This is a genomic window from Yeosuana aromativorans (assembly GCF_014646655.1).
GTDB lineage: Bacteria > Bacteroidota > Bacteroidia > Flavobacteriales > Flavobacteriaceae > Yeosuana > Yeosuana aromativorans.
This window is the reverse complement of the sequence record NZ_BMNR01000002.1, coordinates 746,717-765,699: the sequence shown is the minus strand read 5'-3', so window position 1 is coordinate 765,699 and position 18,983 is coordinate 746,717. Positions and strand designations below refer to the sequence as shown.

The window sequence follows — 18,983 nt, the reverse complement described above, 5'->3', positions numbered from 1 at the left end:
CACTAAGACCAGTTTTCAATTAGTAAGCGCCCTCTTCTTTTCATCATTAATTCTAAAAAGACATAACAATGAATGCACAAGTTAACGAAATAAAAATAAGCTACAAAGAAAACATTGCACTATCAAAGTCACCTAGCATCAAAAGTTCTGCCGATGCAGGAAAACTGCTTTTCGAGACATGGGACAAAGATACCATTGCATTGCAGGAATCCTTTAAGGTGCTGTTATTGAACAACTCCAATAAAATCAAGGGCATCTACCAATTGTCAACTGGGGGTATCACGGGCACATTGGTGGATATCCGCATTTTATTTGCGGTCATTTTAAAAACCCTTTCCGTAGGTGTGATTTTATCACACTGCCACCCAAGCGGGAAACTGATGCCAAGTGAAGCGGACAAACAGCTCACGGAAAAAATAAAGAAGGCAGCCGCTTTTTTTGACGTGAAGGTATTGGACCATATCATTGTGGTGCCTAGTGGTGATTACTACAGTTTCGCTGATGAAGGTATTTTATAATTAAAAAGACATAGTTATGATATATCTAAATTATAATAACCTCGATGCAGAGACACAGAACCATTTGCTTTCGGTCTCCAAAGAAGATGTGGAAAACAGGTTTGGAAATGATTTGAAGAGGTACGCCCAAGAACACCATTTGGATTATGATGCTTTATTGGATGAAGAAGCCACACGAAATCTTTATACCTACACCTACGTTTTTAATATTTGAAAGACCGGTGGGTCTATAAATTATCGACTATCCTTTGTAAAGACTTCATTAAAGATGGGGTCTTTTTTTTGCAAATTATCTAAGGGAATTTTGAAAATCTGACGTCCAAATTAAAATTTTTATTGGAAATCATATGGATTGCCTTTAAAACCAACCATTTGAAACCATTCCGCGTTTCATTTTTACAGCTCCATTGGATACATTTATAAGGATCGCTATGCAGAAAAGGAAACTGGCTATTTTAGGTCAGATTGAAACAGAATTTTGTCCAGCGAGCTGGACGAAAATGAATAGCAAGAGGGCAATGCGCTGAAGCGGCATTGCGTTATTTAATGTTTTATAAATAACTGTAAATCAGTTATTTAAAAGAATCAAGTTTTCAACAAGCTAAATTAGAAAATTAAAATTTGCGGCAAATGCCCCTAAAGGCCGCATAAACAGGCAAAAATTTGCGGCAAAACGGATGAAGGGCAACAGATCGACAATGAAGACATTCGGTAACATACGGTTCAAAAAGAAAACAGTACAGCGTTTTCAGGAGTTTTCCAAACGGTTCTTTAAGACCCATACGGAAGCTATGGACACCATGCTGGATTTTTTCCTTTACAATGAGATATCCCCAAAGGAAACCCTTGGCCCCAATGCGCGGACCCTGGAGGCCAACATCAAAAAACGGATCAATGCCCTGGTATCCATTGTAAAGGACATCGAAAAGAACCAGACAAAGCCCACCACTGCCATGCTCCAATTGCTGTTCGAGAAAACACCGGCCAAACAAAAACAGCCCCTGCTCGTAGAGGTCAAAAAGAGCAACAAACCGGTCAATGACCCATTTTTTGCCACGTCATTGGAGGCCATCGAACTGAGAAAGGAAAAGAACGCGCTCAAGCGGGATCTAAGAGAAACAAAACAGCAGTTTGAGGATATCCTGTTTTCCAAGATACGAATCGTGAAAAGCAGTTTTGGCAAGCCCAGGCTCCATTTGGACATGGCCTTGGAAGACTATGAAGCGCTTAAAGAAAAAATCAAAAACGAGTAACCATGTACATATCCATCACCAAACAACATCTGGACAAAACATTTTCAAAAAGCTGTGGTGACTTTGTGGCCTATCTGGAAAAGGAAAACAGGGACAAAGAACCAGAGCTCCAGGAGCACTTTTTTGACCAGTACAACGACCACGTGTCCCCCAAGCATGTCACCAATGATATCGACGGCAATACCGCCAAGCTCAGAAAAAATGAGCCCAAGTTCTATTCCCTCACCATAAGCCCAAGCCAAAGGGAACTGGAGCATATCGGCAATGATCCCGAAAAACTGCGGAGGTATGTCAGGGAGGCCATGAAAGATTACGCCAATTCCTTTTACAGGGATGCCCCCGTATCTGTGGACAGCATAAAATACTATGCCAAGATAGAGTACGAACGAACCTATAAAGGCTTTGACCGAGAGATCAAGGAGAACCAACCGTTTAGGGCACAGATAGTCAAACTGGAACATGACCTGGTGAAGATCAGGAGGGGAGAACTGGAGGGCAATTGCCAAGCCATCCAAAAGACCATTGACAGGCTGAGGGCAGAGGCGCCACATAAAGTCAATGGTCAAATGGTCGTGCAGGGGATGAAAAAACCAGGGCTACAGACCCACGTCCATATCATTGTCAGCCGCAGGGACATGACCAATACGCTGAGCCTGTCCCCGGGGAGTTCCCACAAGGCCTCCGAGGCCATCCTGAACGGTAGCCCTGTCAAGCGGGGCTTTGACCGTGATGGGTTTTTTGAAAAGGCCGAGAGGACCTTTGACACCCTGTTCAAGTACGAGCGGAACTTTGTGGAAAGCTACAGTGCCCATAAAATGTACAATAAGGACACCTACAGGTTCTTTGCCCACCTGATGGCATTGCCAACAAACGAAAAGAGCGCGGCCTTCAAGATCATGGGCAAGTCCGGCATGCATGTTCCCAACCTTAATATCCCAACGAACCAAGTGCAACTGGCCCTAAAGGCCTTCAAACAACTGAAAAGAACCATCGATGTGGCCAAGGACGCTGGCTCCATCAGCATTTAAAAAAGCAATACTATGACACCACTTACCTTAACAATCAGTATCTATGTCTCCATGACCGTTTTGATGGCCATTGGTTTTCGTTATTTGCGGTTCGCCTATGGCCTCCATACCCTTGGCATATTCACGATAGGTTATTTTATTTACCTCCAACATCCTGACAAGCCCATGGTTATATTCGGCTACTGGTTCTTGCCCTTTATTTTTATTAATAACCTTTTGTACGTTAAAATTCATCCAGTTTGGGAAAGATCCAAGACAGAACGCAGGTATACCATGAAGATCAAGGTAAAGAACGGCTCGATAAGGCTCCAGAACATCCGCAGGGGGATCTCCGTTATTGGGTCCGCCGGCAGTGGCAAGACCGAATCGGTGGTCTACAATGTGTTAAGGCATTTTCAAGGGCACCAGTTTTGTGGGCTCATCCATGACTACAAGCATTTTGAGATCACCGAAATGGCGTTCCCGTTTTTTAAGGAATCCGGCCGCCCGTTCCATATCATTTCCTTTGATGACATCTATGCCAAGGTCAATCCCATTGCTCCGAGGTACATGCAGGACGAGGAAAGTGTCAATGAGGTTTCCAGGGTGCTGTTGGAAAACCTTTTGGAACAACGGGAATCCAACCCGGCGGGCTCTTCCAAGTTCTTCAACGATGCCGTGGAGGGCCTCTTGGGCGGGCTTATCTGGAAACTGAAGATGGCCTACCCCAAATACTGTACACTTCCCCATTTGATAGCCACTTACCAATATCTGGATGCCAATAGCCTCATTGGTTTTTTGAGCTCTGATTATACCTCCAAGGCCATGGCGGATGCCTTTATCTCTGGCAGGGACTCGGAACGCCAAACGGCTGGGGTGATGAGCACACTGGCGAATGCCCTCAAGAAGATCAGCACACAACGCATCTTTATGGCGCTCTCTGCGGATGAAGTGCCCTTGGACATCAATAACCCAAAAAATCCCGCCGTGGTTTCCATCGTGAACAACCCTAAATTTGAAACGGCCTATTCTCCTGTGATCGCCACCATCATCCATACCATGACCAAGCAGATGAGCGTCCGGCATCGGGAATCCTCTTTTATCCTTATCGAGGAAGCACCTACTATCAGGCTGCTCAATATGCACCGTATTCCCGCAACTTTGAGGAGCTATGATATTTCAACGGTCTATGTAATGCAGGACAAGACCCAGAACGACATGATGTACGGTGACAAGGCAAGCCGTGCCATCTTGAGCAACCTGTCCTATCAGTTCTTTGGAAAGGCCAATGACCCGGACACCGCCAAGTATTATGAGCGATTTTTTGAGATCGTCAAGAAACCGACGACCACGATCAGCAAGAGCCAGAACAGTCTGGACTTTGATGCCAGGATCAGCACCGGGGAGAAGGAGGTCAGCAAGATACGTTCCGATGTGTTCTTTCGGTTAAGGGAAGGTGAGTTCATCTCGTTTGCAGATGGAAAGGATCGTAAGGTACGGTTTAAAATGCCAAACATAAAGAGGGAATTGCCACCACCGAGACACCGTTACAATGATGCCGAGATACAGGCTAATTTTGAACGTATCCATTTGGAGGTAAGACAACTGTTCCAATTGAAATCTTAAATAATGACCACCAAAGTTTAAAGCATAAAATAGGGAACCGTTTGAAATGATTCCCTTTTTAAATAGTATATAAATCAGGTAAATTTATTTTTCTTTCAATAGCTTTTCTAAATAAGTGATTTTATCTTTTTCAGCTTGTAACAAACGTTCGTAGAGCTTTTTGTTTTCTTCATGGGCATCTATCAATTTATCTAATGGGTTGAAGTTACAATTGAAATTGGATACACTCACTGATGATGCGCCCTTATTTGATCCCTCGTAATTATTTTGAATATTGTAAATCAATCTTTCTTCTGAAAAATTTTGAATAGCCTCCTTAGTTACTCCTAAAGCTTTTGCAATCTGTTCAAGTTTATCATCTTCAATCTTTTCAGATTGTTCCAAATTAGAAACAGCTTGTTGGCTAATGCCCAGTTCTTCTGCAAGGGTTTCCTGTTTCATGCCCCTTAGTTCCCTGATTCGGCTTATTTTTCTCCCGATGTGATTTGGTTTTGTCGCTGTTTCCATAATTCAAATATAGGATTTTTTTCAAAGAAATTCCCACAAGTAAAAAACAAATTCAAATTGGTATTATACAACATGGCTTGGTTCGGTACATAAGATTTATTCACTTAGTTTATGGAAAACAAAGAACATGGGAGCCACAAGTGTCGATAATATATCAGGGGATGACCCAAAACAGCTCAATGAAGTCATTGCCAAAATAGTAGAGGCCATTGACGTTGAAGGCATTTATCTGAACAAAGGGACTAGCCGTAATTTATTTAGATATCGAATCAACATCATAATGGGACGTTCTCTTAAAGTAGATGTTGAACATATAATGCCTGTTATAAACTCTGTTTTTTTGGATTATGAAGACTTTGGTTATAGGGTTTTTACCTTTAGTCATGCCCAAAGTGAATTGCTACATGGCAATTTATATTTTCTGAACAATTGCCATAAAAAGTACTTGGTTTACAAAACCACCCAAAACATTTCAATTTGGAACTATCCCAAAGAAGAACCACCCAAACTCTTTGAAAAAATAAAGCAGGACTTTAAAAGGGACATGTCCCGAATGAAATCCTTTAAAAAAGGCATCCAATTTTTCAGGGCACAAAGGAGCCTGTCACAAAGCGCCTTTATGATGCACCAAACCTTTGAACAGGGCTATAGGATTTTAGAGCGGTTCATATGTGGCAAGACAAAGATATGCCACAGTATCAAAAACCACCAAACCTATGTATTGAATTCGTTGAACGAATTACAAGGTATGTTTTTGCCGGAATCAGATGCAGAAACCGGATTGTTGGATCTACTGGAAGACGCCTATTCATCTGCCAGATATAGCCACAGCTACAAGATAACCGATAGGGAACTGGACCAACTATCACAAAAGCTAGGGTCGTTCATTAAGGAAATCAAATCTCTGTTCAATGAGGAACTATCGGTTTTTATGGAAACCATTGTACATGATAACGTGAATCCATCTTCAGAGCACCCTTTGGAAGAACCGACCAATAATCATGAATCGGATTATTTGGTTAGGAAATTAGAATTTGACAACCCCTTTGAAATGTTATGTATGGCCAAGTCCTTGATGGTATTAAGTGTAACCTGTTTACAGGATGATGTTGCCCCACCGATCCAAATGAATGGTTTTCATTGTGACATAATGGAAGTTTTACATCTGGCAATAGAACTTTTACCCCTTAAAGAAACAAGTCCTTAGAAATCATGAAAAATAAAAAAGCAAAAAAGCAATCCAAAAAGAAACGAGACAGGAAACTCCAAGAGCTGAACAAAGTAGCACAGGAGCACTTCAGGTTGCTAACTCCAACTTCAAGAATACGGGGAGGATACTATGTAAACTATGTCTATCTGCGCAATTATGAAGAGCTGGGATATACGTTGGAATCCGTTTTAAACATATGCATTATGGCACTGGACGGTTATGACCCAAATAGTGAAGCAAGGGACATCAGGGAGGTGCACAAACAATTTGCCGATGTATTGGAGTTTACCAAGAATCTGATCCCCCATGAGGAGTTTGAATTTCTGGATAAGTCCAGAAGGCTGCTGATAAAGAACAGTAAATAAATTTAACCAAAGCTTTATGGAAATAATGCGCCCGGTTGAATGTCAAAAACTAAGAACCATGAAGAACAAAACAGACCAAAAAGAAGAGCGACTCTCAAATGACAACCTGCTAAAAATGAAAAAGATAAAGGAGTTGAGCGAGGAGAACTTTGTATTGTTAAGACCCATTGAAGGCACACAGGAAGGTTATTACTTAAATTACTGTCGAGTCTACGATTATGCTGAACTGTTCTCTATTTTAAAATCCACACTCAATGTATGCATTCTGGCCTTAGAAGAACAACAGGACTTAACACTGGACATAAAGAATAAAGAATCCGATGTAAAAAGGGTTTTGGAATTTGCAAAAAACCTGATACCCTTGGAAGAAGGTATTTATTTGGATGAAATGCGAAAACTCATGCTCTCGCAAGAAGAAGATATAAATTAAAATTTGAAAATTATATGGAAACAAAAGACACAAAGGACATGACCGACAAGGAAAAACTGGAAACGGTTTTTAGCTTATTGAACCCAAGAGAACGCAAAAAATATAAGCGTGAGGACAATCCCATTATGCAGGAGGTAGCCTTTGAAGTGTCTGACAATGGCGAACTGCGCTATATCATTTCATGCCTTTTAAGAACATGTATCTTGGCACTGGACAGTGAGAATGACTTTGCATCACCAAGGCTGTCCAATTGCTCCAAGGATCTAACCATTGCAACCGTATTGGATTTAGTGGACATCCTATTGCCGGATGCACAGTTGGCAAGCTATGATGCCATAGAAAAACTGTTGTTGACAAAGTGATTATTATAAAATTTTATTTATCAATAAAGCATTTGCAACAATTTTGATTTTTGTCTTGTGTGAATGATTAAAAAATTCACATTTTTTTCATTTTTATAGAGTATTTACTTACTAATAATTTGTATATTTAAACTCTCCCTAATCATTAATTAAGCATTTTATTTCAGAACGCTTATGGTTTTCCGTATTACATATTTTTTAAGTCGATTTACATTTATATAGTCTTATTCATGGTTTTAATTTAAAAGAAGAAATATGGATAAAAAAAGTAATTCGAGGTTTCATATATCGATTCAAAATGGATGAATAGAAGGATTATAGTTCAGTAATTAAATATTTTGGTCACAATGTAAATAAAGACGACAATAAAGAAACTAAAAAAACATATTGCAACAGAACTGAAATGGATTTGGAAATACATAATAATTTTTCTCAAATTCATAATAAGCGATCTCTTTCTGAGATTGGTAGGAGCAATATTGATTTCTGGGGCTATTTATTTCAATGAAACCATGTCCAAAAATCAATATCCAATTGTCAAACTAATACTTGCTTTGATTATTGGAAGTTTATTTCTATTTTACGACCCTTTGTCAAGTGCTGCAAAGCAGCTTAGAGCCAGAAAGAAAAAAAGAAAGCAAATTCAAGGTCAGCTAAAACCGGTGTTGATTTTTCTTAGACAGAAAGCCAATTTAAACTTGAATGAGGATGACTTATTAAAAGCGATAGAGAACTCCGAAATTGACTACTACCGGAAGGACTCAATAATTGTTTTTGTTATCAATTCAATTCAAACAATTGACCAAGTTCAAAAGGATGCCATAATTCTAACAGCTCTTTGTTCTGAGATAGAAAATGAAGGAGATATACTCAAGTCAGGTGTTTATAAAACTGCTATTGCTTCGATTTTTGAGAAATACGATTTTATTGAACTTGATGATGATGCTAAAACAATAGTCAAATATTATGACAATTATCTTAAAGGGAATAAGCTTCAAGATGATGTTGGAGAAATAGACTTTAGTTCAAAAACAGACGAGTTAACAAGAAAGTACAACAAGACTTATAACCTTTCATTTAAGTTAAAGCTTGAGAAAGAACAATCCGAAGAGTTTAGAAGAACTCTTTCAATACTGATAAAAGACGGAAAACTAAATGTGCAACAACTTGAGAAAAGCTTAAAAGAGAGGGTTAAAAGTGAACTTCAAAAAAGAGCTGTAAAATCAAAGGCATTCCTAGTACTTTCCCAGAAATTTCAAAACATTCCTGAAGTCAGACGGGCCTTAGACAGGTTTCCACATGTTAGATACTCATATCCCAAGCCTAGCCGTCTTCCAGAAAACATAGAATATGTCTCTACTAGGATAATCTACCCGAGTAGTGCATTGCAAGACGCTGAGGACTTTCTCAAAAATGAAATAGAACCCTTTATCCCGACAGATAAGATAAATGAAGGATTTATTGCGGTACTACCTATTGAAGGAACAGAGCTATTTACCATTCCCGAAAACGCTGATGATATAGTAAAAAGTCATTTAAAGGATGGGTTTGAATCAGTTGCTGCTTATAAAACAGGAATATCTATAGATATGACTGAATTATACATGGAAAGCTTGAAAGATGAAATCAATGTTGATGAAGTTTTATCAAATATTCCAATAAACATATTTGTCCCTAATCTCTCAGAAAGTCGAAAGAACTTTCTGATTGACAACTATGATGCGCTGAAAAATAAGTTTAACATTTCAAGACTTGCAGATTGGGCTAATATCAACCCCGATGATCTGAAAGACTTTTTAATTGAACTCGATAACCAAAGGGATAAAAAGAGATTATACAAGGACGAAAACTGGGGAGAGGTCGCAATAAGTATTTTGGAAAAAGCTGTTAAGCACAGAGATGCAATGAATAAATAAAATACTGCCACTGCCCCAAAGAAAATCTATAAGCAATGACAGCCTTCAGGACTCTACTGCTCAAACCGTTAGCTGTAATTTCAAATGCAGCCCTTTAGTCTAAATGAAAATGTGATAATTAAATACATTACCTAAAATGAAAAAAGTAACAGTAAAAAATCTAATTGAATTTCGAGGGAAAAATCAACGAACTAAAATTACGTTTGTTCATAATCTTAAGAAAGAAAAAATGAAGTCTCAAGATAGTTCTGGTGGCGATTATTGGATAAGTTGTTTAAGTGCAATTAGAAATTCGTTTAGACTTAATGATGAAAGTTTATTGGACGAAAAAATATATTTATTAAGAGATAAAATTAACGTAACAGAAATTAAAAGGATAAAAAACCAATTTCAAAGGAACATTGATATTGTGGATAGTTTTAAGGATTACGATTTAAAATATTTAAAACCTAATACAGACTTAACTTTTTTAAAGCAACCTAGAAACAAGTCTTTATTGGATATCAAAGGACTTCCTATAGAAGCAAAACCTTGTCACATTTACACGTTTTCCCAAAATGATATTGATGAAATAGGAGGAATTTGGTTTATAGCAAAATTAAATGGATTTAAGAAAAGTGAGTTAGGAATGTTTACAGATATACTTTATAGGTATTTGGACAAATATTACTCAAAAGATTTTTACATTAATCCTGATTATTGTGTCGCTGTTGATCTTTTCAACGCGCAGGAAGTAAATTATTCAGATATTAAAAATGGGAAAGTTTCAATCTTAATTGATAGTACAATAGACGAACTAAAGAATATATAAAATTATGGCAGATTTCAGGATTTCAGGAGTATGGAAAGACACTAATAATGTGATAACTCATTATGCATTTCACACCGTTAAAGAAAAAACAATTACGAGAGCTTCAAAAAAATCAAAAGCTGATGCTATTAAACTTTTAGAGGGTAGTGGAAATTCCGCAGTTACTTGGGTTTGGAACTATTCAGCTTCATATTGGAAAATTGGAGAAAAGGTAGAAGTTGTAAACGGAAGTAATGGTAAATACTTACGGTCTAATCCGGATGACACTAAAACTGACAATTTAGCTAATCTAATTGATTTTGACTGGATAGCGCCATAAAAAACTATAGCTAATACCTTAAAAAAAATGCTAATTTTAGCGAAACCAAAGTTAGTTACTCGTTTGCTAGCTTCTGATTTTCCTTCGGAAAATCCTCGCACACAAACATTCAACTTTCCTAATAAACGTTGGCAATAATACGAATGACCGAAATAGACAAGAATATTTTCGTTGGAAGTTTAATTGATTATGAAACCAATCAATTCGACACAGACTTTTATTTTGTGCAAGCCTGCAAAGAACCTTGTCATAGAAAAGCACTTGGTTATACAGGAAGAACGGCTGACAAAAATCATCCTGAATATCTAATTGCTTATAGAGAAAGGAGAATTATTTTGAATATGATTGACTCACCTACTGGGAAATATTTCGAAAATATATTATTTGAAAAATCAATTGAATTCATTAATGAACATTCAAATAATGGAAAAAGAATTTTAATCCATTGTAATCAGGGAATTTCACGTTCGCCAAGTATTGGTTTACTTTATTTAGCAACTAAAAATAAAATTAGAAATGGAAATTTTGAAATAGCAAAATTTGATTTTCAAAAAATATACCCGAATTATGCGCCAAGTGGAATTCAGGAATTTCTATCTTTAAATTGGTCTAATTATATTAAGTAAAACAATTATGGGAAAAAATCAATATGTTGTTCCAACCGATGATGGTTGGGGAGTAAAAGGCGAAAAAAACGAAAAGCTGACAAAAAAGTTTAACAAGAAAGCAGAAGCAGTTGATTATGCAAAAGATATTGCAAAAAATCAAAAATCTGAATTGACTATTTTAAAAAAGGATGGAAAAATCCAAAACAAAAATAGTTATGGAAATGACCCTAATCCACCAAAGGATAAAAAACCATAAAAGTACTATTGTCAAGCCGTATAAAAATCATTGCTAAATTAGTGATGAAACAAAATTGGTTGCTTGTTTGTTAGCTTCAGGTTTTACTTCGGAAAACCCAAGCATCTAAAAAAGCAACTATTTATAGAAATATGTTGCAACAAGTTAAGAAAACTTATGGAATGGATTAAAATAATAGCACCTTTACTCGGAGTGATTTTAGGTTTTGGACTTTCTGAAAGAGCAAAAGTTTGGACAGGTAAGAGACTAGGCAAAAAGAAACTTAAAAGACTACTTTTCTATTTATTAGAATTGAGATTTCATTTTACTCGGGAATTAAATATTCAAAAACAAATAAATATCTTCTATAAACGAGCAAAAAAAAGATTAGAATCTGAATTTGGAAAAGAAACAGAAGCAGAAATAGAATTTGCAAAGCCAATTGTTGAGCGAATTATAAAAAATCACTTAGGTGCAAATAATCGTATTGATTTCCTTGAAAAGAACATAGATTCGGTAATTGATGATTTGGCAGAAGTTTTTCCCATTCTAGCCTATGAATTAAGTGGTCAACATAACATTAAAAAAAGGCTAAATGTGATTGATAATTATATTAATGAAGCCAATCATCATTTTGAAGGGATGCCTTTTGATATAACCGAATGGTTAAAACCAAAATTTACTGATAATCTAATTTCAAATTTGGACGATACAATTAAAAAAATATCTGGAAAAATTAAGAAAAATCAATGGTCAGTTTCTAAAGAAAAAATTGATGAAATGGACAAAAATGAAGATGACGATACTGACAAGTTTTTAGAAGAATTTATCAGTAAAGCAAAGGAAAATAAAGAATAAAGCCAGTTCTCCACAAGCCGATTAAATGCAATAACAACGGAATTTACTGCCGAAAATTCAACACGTTTTGCTATCTTGGTTGCGTCAGCGGATAATACTTGTAAACTTCCCGTTACTGAGTCTTAAATACGTTGTATACCAAATAAATCTAAACAACCATTTACTTTTATGAAACAAATTATTTTCATAAGTCACGCAACGCCTGATGATAACGATTTTACAATTTGGTTAGCTTCTAGACTTGAATTGCTTGGTTATGAAGTTTGGATTGATAAAAATGGATTACTAGGTGGTGAAAAATTTTGGGAAACAATTGATGGTGTGATAAGATACCAAGCTGTTAAGTTTCTTTTAGTCTATTCAAAGAATATTTTCCAAAAGGACAATAAAGGAAATCCGATAGCAGGTAAACTAAAAGACGGAGTTTATAAAGAATTTAGTTTTGCGGAAAGCATTGGTAAACAAAACAATATCAATGATTTTATCATAATGATAAATATTGATGCTTCAAATTACAACCTTTTTATAGGTGCAGATAGACTAAATCAAATTCCATTCTATGAAAATTGGGCAAATGGTTTTAAGCAGTTAGAAAGGAAATTACAAAAGGACAATGTGCTTAAAACAAAACAAAAATCAAAAACGGATTTTGGAAGTTGGTTTGAGCAACAATTTGTTACCAATAATGGTATTACTTCAAAAAGTGAGTTATATTACACAAATTGGTGGGCTATAAACAAACTCCCTGATTATCTTTTTTTATACCAGTTCCAAAGCCTTGAACAAGCATCAATTATTGCAAAGCAGTTTTCGGATTATCCCATTAGTAAGATTACAAACTATTTAAGTTCGTTTGAAGAAAGAAAAGAATTTGCTATCAACCAAGACGGAAACTCTTTTACCATTAAACCTCAAAATATCTTCAAGATTAAAGTTACAGATGTTTTAATTGGTTTTGGGTCAAGTAGTTTTCCAACTCACAGAGATTCAGAGAATCATTTTAAAAAATTATTGAAGGAGGTTTTTCATAAAATAATGAAGAACAGAGGGATGTTTTGGTATGAAATGTCGAATAAGAGATTGGCATATTACTACACTCCAGCAAATTTAAATTCTTTTAAAACTAAGTTTCAATATCCCTTCAGAAAGAATAACAAATTCAAAACTAAAAATTTGCTAGGCAAGCATAAAAGTATAGGAAAATGGCATTATGCTATTTCAGTAAAGCCAATATTATCACCTTTTTTAGCATTTAGCTTAAAAAGTCATATCACTTTTACAACTGACGGATTTAATGTGTTGAAGAATGAAAAAAACGAGACTGATTCAAATAAAATTCATAGCCAGAGAAGAGCTAAGGGAAAAAGAATGTTCAATGAAGAATGGCGAGATTTATTTTTAGCCTTTATTGATGCACTTAAAAAGGAAGACCGTATTGAAATTGCTCTATCATCAAATTACACATTAGAAATGCCTGCTACTTCACAGATTTATTGGGCTGACTTTGGATATTTTGACCCAAAAGACAAAACAAGGCAAGGTTTACTTTCTGTGTACGAATTTGAAGGAGAAAATTCAGAAGATAATGATTGAGTCAAAATTGATACATATACCAGAGCCTAAACTAACTTTTGGATTTGACCAAAAAATGGAAGACCCAAGAGATGGTTTGACACTTTTTGGTGCTTATTCAAGGAATAAGCATATTGGACAAATTAGCGTTGGAATAATTGGTTCGAAAGAACAAAGAGAATATGTAAAATCATATTTGAAGCGAATACACCAACCTGTAATATCTGAAAAAACTGATGTTGCAAGACCCTATTTCCCAGGACTTGAAGCGACATTTGATATTTTTATAAATATTGATGCTATTCAAGAAGTTGATGTACCAAGAAGCAAAATTGATGAGTTTTTAAAATATACAGACGGGCATCAGCGAGTTTTTAATTTAACAAATTTATATGCAGACAAGCTTACCAAATATTTAAATGAAGAACATATTCCCGTTACAGTTTGGTTTGTTGCAATTCCAGATGAAATTTATCAATTCGGAAGACCTAAATCCAAAATACCCAAAGCCGTTAATAATAAAACTGTTGGTCTAAAAAAAAAGGATAGAAGTAGTAATCAACAATTCCTATTTGAAGAACTAAATGATTTAAAGGAAGCATATGAATATGAAATAAACTTTCATAACCAATTAAAAGCAAAATTACTAAGTGAAAAAATTGTTACTCAAATCATAAGAGAAAGCACCATTGCTTATGAAACATTATGGACAGACCAAGAGAAAATAAACTATGAAAAACAATTTGACACAGCTAAAGCTTGGAATATCTCGACCACATTGTATTACAAATCAGGAGGGCTTCCTTGGAAATTGGGTGAAGTAAGAAAAAATGTATGCTATTTGGGTTTAGTTTACAAACAAATTGAATTAGGAGAAAATAGAAATAATGCTTGTTGTGCTGCACAAATGTTTCTTGATTCAGGTGATGGAATGGTTTTTAGAGGAAACATTGGGCCTTGGTACAATCCAAAAACAAAAGAGTTTCATATTACTAAGAAAGATGCGTATGAATTGCTTTCAATCTCTTTAGAATCTTTTAGGGAAAAATCGGAAACAGACGAATACCCAAACGAAATATTCATTCACGCAAAGACAGGTTTCGATGACGAAGAATGGAGTGGCTTTTGTGAAGCAACAGAAGGGAAAAGCAAAATTATTGGTGTTAGAATCAAGGACGATAACACATTTAAACTCTACAGAGACTTTTCTTATTGTGTACCACGAGGAGCAACTTTACTTGTAACAGATAAACTTGCTTATCTATGGACGAAAGGTTACATACCAAGAATACAAACACAATTGGGACTTGAAACACCTAATCCAATAAGTGTTGAAATTATGAGGGGGGGAAAAGATATTGAAACTGTTTGTAAAGACATTTTAGCTTTAACTAAACTGAACTATAATGCCTGTATTTACGCTGACGGCTCTCCTGTAACTCTCCGTTTCGCAGATTCAATAGGTGAAGTATTGACAGCAGGAAAAGACATTAAATCAGAGGTACTGCCTTTTAAACATTATGTATAAAAAAGCAAGAATGTCAATAGGAAATGCAGAACTGAGCTAAATTTTATATGATTTATGATGCTAGGTTGTTTTCATAAATTCCATTAGCATTTATTTTGCTTTGGTACTAAATAATATTTATCTTTATAAAACCAGTAAGTAAAGCATTTTACTTAAAGTTCATTTATATTATCGTCAACAAATCGGATAACAGTTTGTTTTTGAAATTTATAAATGATTGATATATAATTCTTTATGGGGTTAGGTGTTCTACCTGTCATCCCGACTTAAGTCAGTGATTTACAATATAAAAAGGCCGAAGCATTGCTTCGGCCTTTTTATGGTTGGTAGTAAGTTGATTATTGTTTTCTTATGCTGCCTGAAGGGCTGTCATTTCTATTAACAACCTCAGGATTTCCATAGTAGGTAATATCACCACCACTAGAGGCGCTGGCCGTTAATTCCTTGACAGTGTTTACCGTAATATCGGCTCCACTGGAAGCTTTAACTTGGCTTGATTCTGCTTTTAGCTCACCTGCTTTAATATCACTTCCGCTTGACGCATCGGCAATAAGTTTTTGTGTGGTTCCAGACAATTTTAAATCACTTCCACTACTGGAATTGCAATCTAATTCAGTTGTGTTGACTTTTAAAATCATATCGCTCCCACTTGACGTGTTTAATTCTAAACGGTCGCTTGAAATGGTGTTTGTTGAAACCACGTCACTACCACTAGATGATGATATGGCTGAAATATCCTTGAAGCTTACCATTATTTTTTTTGATGAGGCATGACCTATATTTTTTTCAGCATATATGTGTAAGGTATTATCCTTAACCTCCGTTTTAATAAGTTGGTGTAAGTTTTCATCGGCTTCAATCACGATGCTTTCTTCGTCACCTTGTGTTAAATACACATCAAGTCCATGGCTTGCTTTGATGGCATTGAATGGCTCGTTTAAAGTTCGATTCTCCGATTGTACATTGCCGTTTCCTTGAACGCCGGTTATATTAAAATCGAAATTGCAGGAGAATAGCAAGAAGCTTAATAAGGTGGTTGCGATGATTTTTGTTAGTGTTGTCATAATGTTCGTTTTTTGATTGATGGTTCAAATATCTGGTTTCTTCTTATCCTAGACTAAACTAAATATCTGAGTTGTTGATTATAATTGATGAATTGTTATGTTATGTATTATCTGATTTTACCTGAATACCATTTTTGTCAATATTCACTTTAACTTCTGGGCTGCCAGCTTTCACACCGTTTCGGTTTATTTTTAAACTACTGCTGTCTACTTTTACTTCTATGCCTTCATCATTTATTTTAATACCATTGTTGTCATTGTGAATATCCACATCAATTTCTGTTGGGCAGTCCAAACATTCCACTTCATCTTGTTTGATTTTAACATAATGATTGGCGTGTTTTGTAGAGACAATGTTTCCGTCGTAGGTTCTGTAATTTAAAAAGGATTTAGTATTGTTGCTAAAATTGGCGATTATACCTTCGGGTAAATACAAAATAATATCCACTTCCTGATCACTGAATTTATTTTTTGCCTCTGTGGTTAAGTAATCGTCAAGTGAAACTTCATTTCCGTTGATGCTATAATTATAACTGATGTTTTTGGCACGCTCTATGGCTTTTTCATAATCTCTGCCATCCGCATATTTCTCTATGCTTAAAGTGGCTAAAGAATCGGTGGTTGACTTAACAACAATCTCTATATCGGATGAATAAATAATCCTATCGCCGTTTTCGTTTCGAGCAAACTTGAAACTGTTATGATTGCGATAAGAATTTCCGAATGAATCGGTATGCGCCATTTTTATTTTCAGCGTATCGGCAGGAGCAATATAAAATTCTTGTTTTTCAACAACACGCTCATTAAATGCGTGCTCACTGGCTTGCCTAACACCTACAATAATCAATCCTATGATGGATAATATCCATATTCCCAATAAGGTGAACTTAGCAATATTACCAATTGACTTTAAGTTGTTGACCAATATCTTTAGACCTAAATAGAATAGGAAAAAGAACGGAATACCTATTGAGAAAAAGGCTAATAAAGACACCAACCAAATAGGGGTGTTTCCAGCATTAACAACATCTACTAAATCTAAGCCTGGAATGTGAATAAAATTGGTAACTCCCAATGAAAACAAACCTATAATTAATGCAATTAAAGCAGATGCGCCAACAATCATTAAAAGGATGCCAACAAATTTTGCAAACACAGTAAAAAAGAACATGATAATGTCTCCAATGGCATCAAAAAATGTTCTTGAACTGGATTTGATGTTGTTTCCTTGTTTTTTGATATCTACTTTTTTAGCAGCGTTTGATACGTTTTTGGCAGCTCCTGAAACGGAGTCGCTTACGTTTTTTGCCACATCTGATACGGTTTCTGAAACACTGTCAAATCCGTCCTTGATTTTTTTTTCAATGTTACTGATGTTGACAGGCTCACCGGTCATGGTAAGCTTGTCAGCCGTTGTTACAGCTTCGGGAACCAATACCCAGAATAGAATGTAAATAAATATGAATGTTCCTCCAGATCCAATGGCCAATAACAACCAGATTAAACGAATCCAAACGGCATCAATGCCCAAGTAATGTCCCAGTCCAGAGGCAACACCACCTATATAGGAGTTGTCAGTGTCCCTAAACAGTTTTTTTGATGGCGAGGATTTTCGTTTTTGGGCTGGTTGAGGTTCATCTTCAAAAATCTCATCATCAACCAAATAATCTTCTGGTTGTCCCATAATGGATATGACTTCATCCACTTCTTTAGCGCCAATTACTTGTTTGTCGTGCTTAACGCGCTCACTAAAAAGTTCTGCAATACGCGCTTCAATGTCTGAAATGATTTCAGAACGGCCTTGAGAGTCGGTAAATGAACGTTTTATAGCCTCAAGATAGCGTTGTAACTTTTGGTATGCATCCTCATCAATATGAAAAAATATACCGGCTAAATTTATGTTGACTGTTTTATTCATTTTTGTTTGATTTTTTTCTGGTTACTAGGTTAACGGCGTTTTGTAATTCGCTCCAAGTGGTGTTTAATTCTTTTAAAAATAATTTTCCGGTTTCTGTTAAACCGTAATATTTTCGTGGTGGCCCAGATGTGGATTCTTCCCATCGGTAATTAAGAAGGCCCGCGTTTTTAAGTCTTGTAAGTAGTGGATAAATGGTTCCTTCTACAACAAGCAGTTTGGCGTCTTTTAAGGTGTCTAAAATTTCAGCCACATACGCATCGTCATCTTTTAAGACTGAGAGTATGCAGTATTCCAATACACCTTTACGCATTTGTGCTTTTGTGTTTTCTATCTTCATGTTCTAAAGCGTTTAAATATTGTGAAACTGTTCATTTTTTGATTGATTTATGATACTGAAACAAGTTCAGCATATGTTGATTATTTGATGAAATTAATGGTCAATGGATATTGGTATAATTCGCCATCCCGAGCTTTTAAGCTGGCTTTTATGATAAAAACAAGTTCTAAAATAAAACCGACTATTGCTAAACCTCCTAAAGCCCCACCAATGTACAGTAGAGGAGATGGTTTGCCTATATTGATATGGAAATCGTGCAACCCATGAAAATCAATAAAATCAAATCCATTGAATATATTAAAGATGAAAAATGGAATGCTGATGGTTCCCAAAATAATGGCATACAACAAGATGCTGATTTGAAAATTAATGGCCTGTTTGCCATGGGCATCTATAAATTCAGATTTGTCCTTATTACTTACCCAAAGAATAATGGGCCCAATAAAATTTCCTAACGGAATAATAAACCTACTAAAAGTGGATAAATGAATAAACGTTGCGATGTTTTTTTGATGACTGTCTAACATGATTTTAAAAGT

The 18,983-nt window shown here is 35.9% G+C and carries 23 protein-coding genes; 17 read left to right on the top strand and 6 right to left on the bottom strand.

Going from position 1 to position 18,983, the window contains the following annotated elements:
• Window positions 1-68: 68 nt before the first annotated feature.
• From IEW94_RS06825 to mobB, 4 genes are all read left to right on the top strand, one after another.
• Window positions 69-518: a JAB domain-containing protein gene (locus tag IEW94_RS06825; protein ID WP_188651296.1), complete on the top strand. Its 450-nt coding sequence runs from the start codon at window positions 69-71 to the stop codon at window positions 516-518.
• 16 nt (window positions 519-534) lie between these two features.
• The gene (locus IEW94_RS06820) at window positions 535-732 is read left to right on the top strand and encodes a hypothetical protein (protein ID WP_188651294.1); all 198 of its coding nucleotides are present in this window, start codon (window positions 535-537) and stop codon (window positions 730-732) included.
• Window positions 733-1,195: 463 nt separating this feature from the next.
• Window positions 1,196-1,771, top strand: coding sequence for a BfmA/BtgA family mobilization protein (locus IEW94_RS17020; RefSeq protein ID WP_373286593.1), 576 nt, complete (start codon window positions 1,196-1,198; stop codon window positions 1,769-1,771).
• A gap of 2 nt (window positions 1,772-1,773) precedes the next feature.
• On the top strand, window positions 1,774-2,799 hold the full coding sequence (gene mobB / locus IEW94_RS06810) for a MobB family relaxase (RefSeq protein ID WP_188651292.1): 1,026 nt from the start codon (window positions 1,774-1,776) through the stop codon (window positions 2,797-2,799).
• Window positions 2,800-2,826: 27 nt separating this feature from the next.
• On the opposite strand, the gene IEW94_RS16910 is transcribed toward mobB, so the two are convergent.
• Complete coding sequence (locus IEW94_RS16910; RefSeq protein ID WP_229669476.1) at window positions 2,827-3,033, bottom strand: hypothetical protein; 207 nt, start codon at window positions 3,031-3,033, stop codon at window positions 2,827-2,829.
• Between the two features lie 39 nt (window positions 3,034-3,072).
• Between IEW94_RS16910 and IEW94_RS06805 the strand changes: the two genes are divergently transcribed.
• The gene (locus IEW94_RS06805; RefSeq protein ID WP_373286592.1) at window positions 3,073-4,404 is read left to right on the top strand and encodes a type IV secretory system conjugative DNA transfer family protein; all 1,332 of its coding nucleotides are present in this window, start codon (window positions 3,073-3,075) and stop codon (window positions 4,402-4,404) included.
• Window positions 4,405-4,488: 84 nt separating this feature from the next.
• On the opposite strand, the gene IEW94_RS06800 is transcribed toward IEW94_RS06805, so the two are convergent.
• Window positions 4,489-4,911, bottom strand: coding sequence for a helix-turn-helix domain-containing protein (locus IEW94_RS06800; protein WP_188651290.1), 423 nt, complete (start codon window positions 4,909-4,911; stop codon window positions 4,489-4,491).
• A 127-nt stretch (window positions 4,912-5,038) separates the two neighbouring features.
• On the opposite strand from IEW94_RS06800, the gene IEW94_RS06795 reads away from it, so the two are divergent.
• From IEW94_RS06795 to IEW94_RS06740, 12 genes are all read left to right on the top strand, one after another.
• Window positions 5,039-6,118: a hypothetical protein gene (locus IEW94_RS06795; protein ID WP_188651288.1), complete on the top strand. Its 1,080-nt coding sequence runs from the start codon at window positions 5,039-5,041 to the stop codon at window positions 6,116-6,118.
• Between the two features lie 5 nt (window positions 6,119-6,123).
• Window positions 6,124-6,486, top strand: coding sequence for a hypothetical protein (locus IEW94_RS06790; RefSeq protein ID WP_188651286.1), 363 nt, complete (start codon window positions 6,124-6,126; stop codon window positions 6,484-6,486).
• Between the two features lie 58 nt (window positions 6,487-6,544).
• Window positions 6,545-6,916 (top strand): hypothetical protein, encoded by a 372-nt coding sequence (locus IEW94_RS06785; protein ID WP_188651285.1) that lies wholly within the window; start codon window positions 6,545-6,547, stop codon window positions 6,914-6,916.
• A gap of 14 nt (window positions 6,917-6,930) precedes the next feature.
• Window positions 6,931-7,278, top strand: a complete 348-nt coding sequence (locus IEW94_RS06780) for a hypothetical protein (protein ID WP_188651283.1) — start codon at window positions 6,931-6,933, stop codon at window positions 7,276-7,278.
• A gap of 512 nt (window positions 7,279-7,790) precedes the next feature.
• Window positions 7,791-9,194 carry a hypothetical protein gene (locus IEW94_RS06775; RefSeq protein WP_188651281.1) on the top strand — a complete coding sequence of 468 codons (1,404 nt, stop codon included), beginning with the start codon at window positions 7,791-7,793 and terminating at the stop codon, window positions 9,192-9,194.
• A gap of 136 nt (window positions 9,195-9,330) precedes the next feature.
• The gene (locus IEW94_RS06770; protein ID WP_188651279.1) at window positions 9,331-10,005 is read left to right on the top strand and encodes a hypothetical protein; all 675 of its coding nucleotides are present in this window, start codon (window positions 9,331-9,333) and stop codon (window positions 10,003-10,005) included.
• 4 nt (window positions 10,006-10,009) lie between these two features.
• On the top strand, window positions 10,010-10,324 hold the full coding sequence (locus IEW94_RS06765; RefSeq protein WP_188651277.1) for a DUF3892 domain-containing protein: 315 nt from the start codon (window positions 10,010-10,012) through the stop codon (window positions 10,322-10,324).
• A 143-nt stretch (window positions 10,325-10,467) separates the two neighbouring features.
• Window positions 10,468-10,950, top strand: a complete 483-nt coding sequence (locus tag IEW94_RS06760) for a dual specificity protein phosphatase family protein (protein ID WP_188651275.1) — start codon at window positions 10,468-10,470, stop codon at window positions 10,948-10,950.
• A gap of 7 nt (window positions 10,951-10,957) precedes the next feature.
• Window positions 10,958-11,188, top strand: a complete 231-nt coding sequence (locus IEW94_RS06755; protein WP_188651273.1) for a DUF2188 domain-containing protein — start codon at window positions 10,958-10,960, stop codon at window positions 11,186-11,188.
• 156 nt (window positions 11,189-11,344) lie between these two features.
• Entirely contained in the window at window positions 11,345-12,025 is a 681-nt protein-coding gene (locus IEW94_RS06750) for a hypothetical protein (protein WP_188651271.1), read from the top strand.
• A 168-nt stretch (window positions 12,026-12,193) separates the two neighbouring features.
• Window positions 12,194-13,618 (top strand): toll/interleukin-1 receptor domain-containing protein, encoded by a 1,425-nt coding sequence (locus IEW94_RS06745; RefSeq protein ID WP_188651269.1) that lies wholly within the window; start codon window positions 12,194-12,196, stop codon window positions 13,616-13,618.
• Window positions 13,611-15,125 (top strand): argonaute/piwi family protein, encoded by a 1,515-nt coding sequence (locus tag IEW94_RS06740; protein ID WP_188651267.1) that lies wholly within the window; start codon window positions 13,611-13,613, stop codon window positions 15,123-15,125. The genes IEW94_RS06745 and IEW94_RS06740 overlap by 8 nt, the downstream gene beginning before the upstream one ends.
• 338 nt (window positions 15,126-15,463) lie before the next feature.
• Here the strand turns inward: IEW94_RS06740 and IEW94_RS06735 are convergent, their stop codons facing one another.
• The 4 genes from IEW94_RS06735 to IEW94_RS06720 all read right to left on the bottom strand — a co-directional run bounded on the left by IEW94_RS06735 (window position 15,464) and on the right by IEW94_RS06720 (window position 18,971).
• Window positions 15,464-16,189, bottom strand: coding sequence for a head GIN domain-containing protein (locus IEW94_RS06735; RefSeq protein WP_188651265.1), 726 nt, complete (start codon window positions 16,187-16,189; stop codon window positions 15,464-15,466).
• Window positions 16,190-16,289: 100 nt separating this feature from the next.
• Window positions 16,290-18,107: a PspC domain-containing protein gene (locus tag IEW94_RS06730; protein ID WP_188651263.1), complete on the bottom strand. Its 1,818-nt coding sequence runs from the start codon at window positions 18,105-18,107 to the stop codon at window positions 16,290-16,292.
• Complete coding sequence (locus tag IEW94_RS06725) at window positions 18,100-18,444, bottom strand: PadR family transcriptional regulator (RefSeq protein WP_188651261.1); 345 nt, start codon at window positions 18,442-18,444, stop codon at window positions 18,100-18,102. The genes IEW94_RS06730 and IEW94_RS06725 overlap by 8 nt, the downstream gene beginning before the upstream one ends.
• An 80-nt stretch (window positions 18,445-18,524) precedes the next feature.
• Window positions 18,525-18,971: a DUF4870 domain-containing protein gene (locus tag IEW94_RS06720; RefSeq protein ID WP_188651259.1), complete on the bottom strand. Its 447-nt coding sequence runs from the start codon at window positions 18,969-18,971 to the stop codon at window positions 18,525-18,527.
• Between the last annotated feature and the right edge of the window lie 12 nt (window positions 18,972-18,983).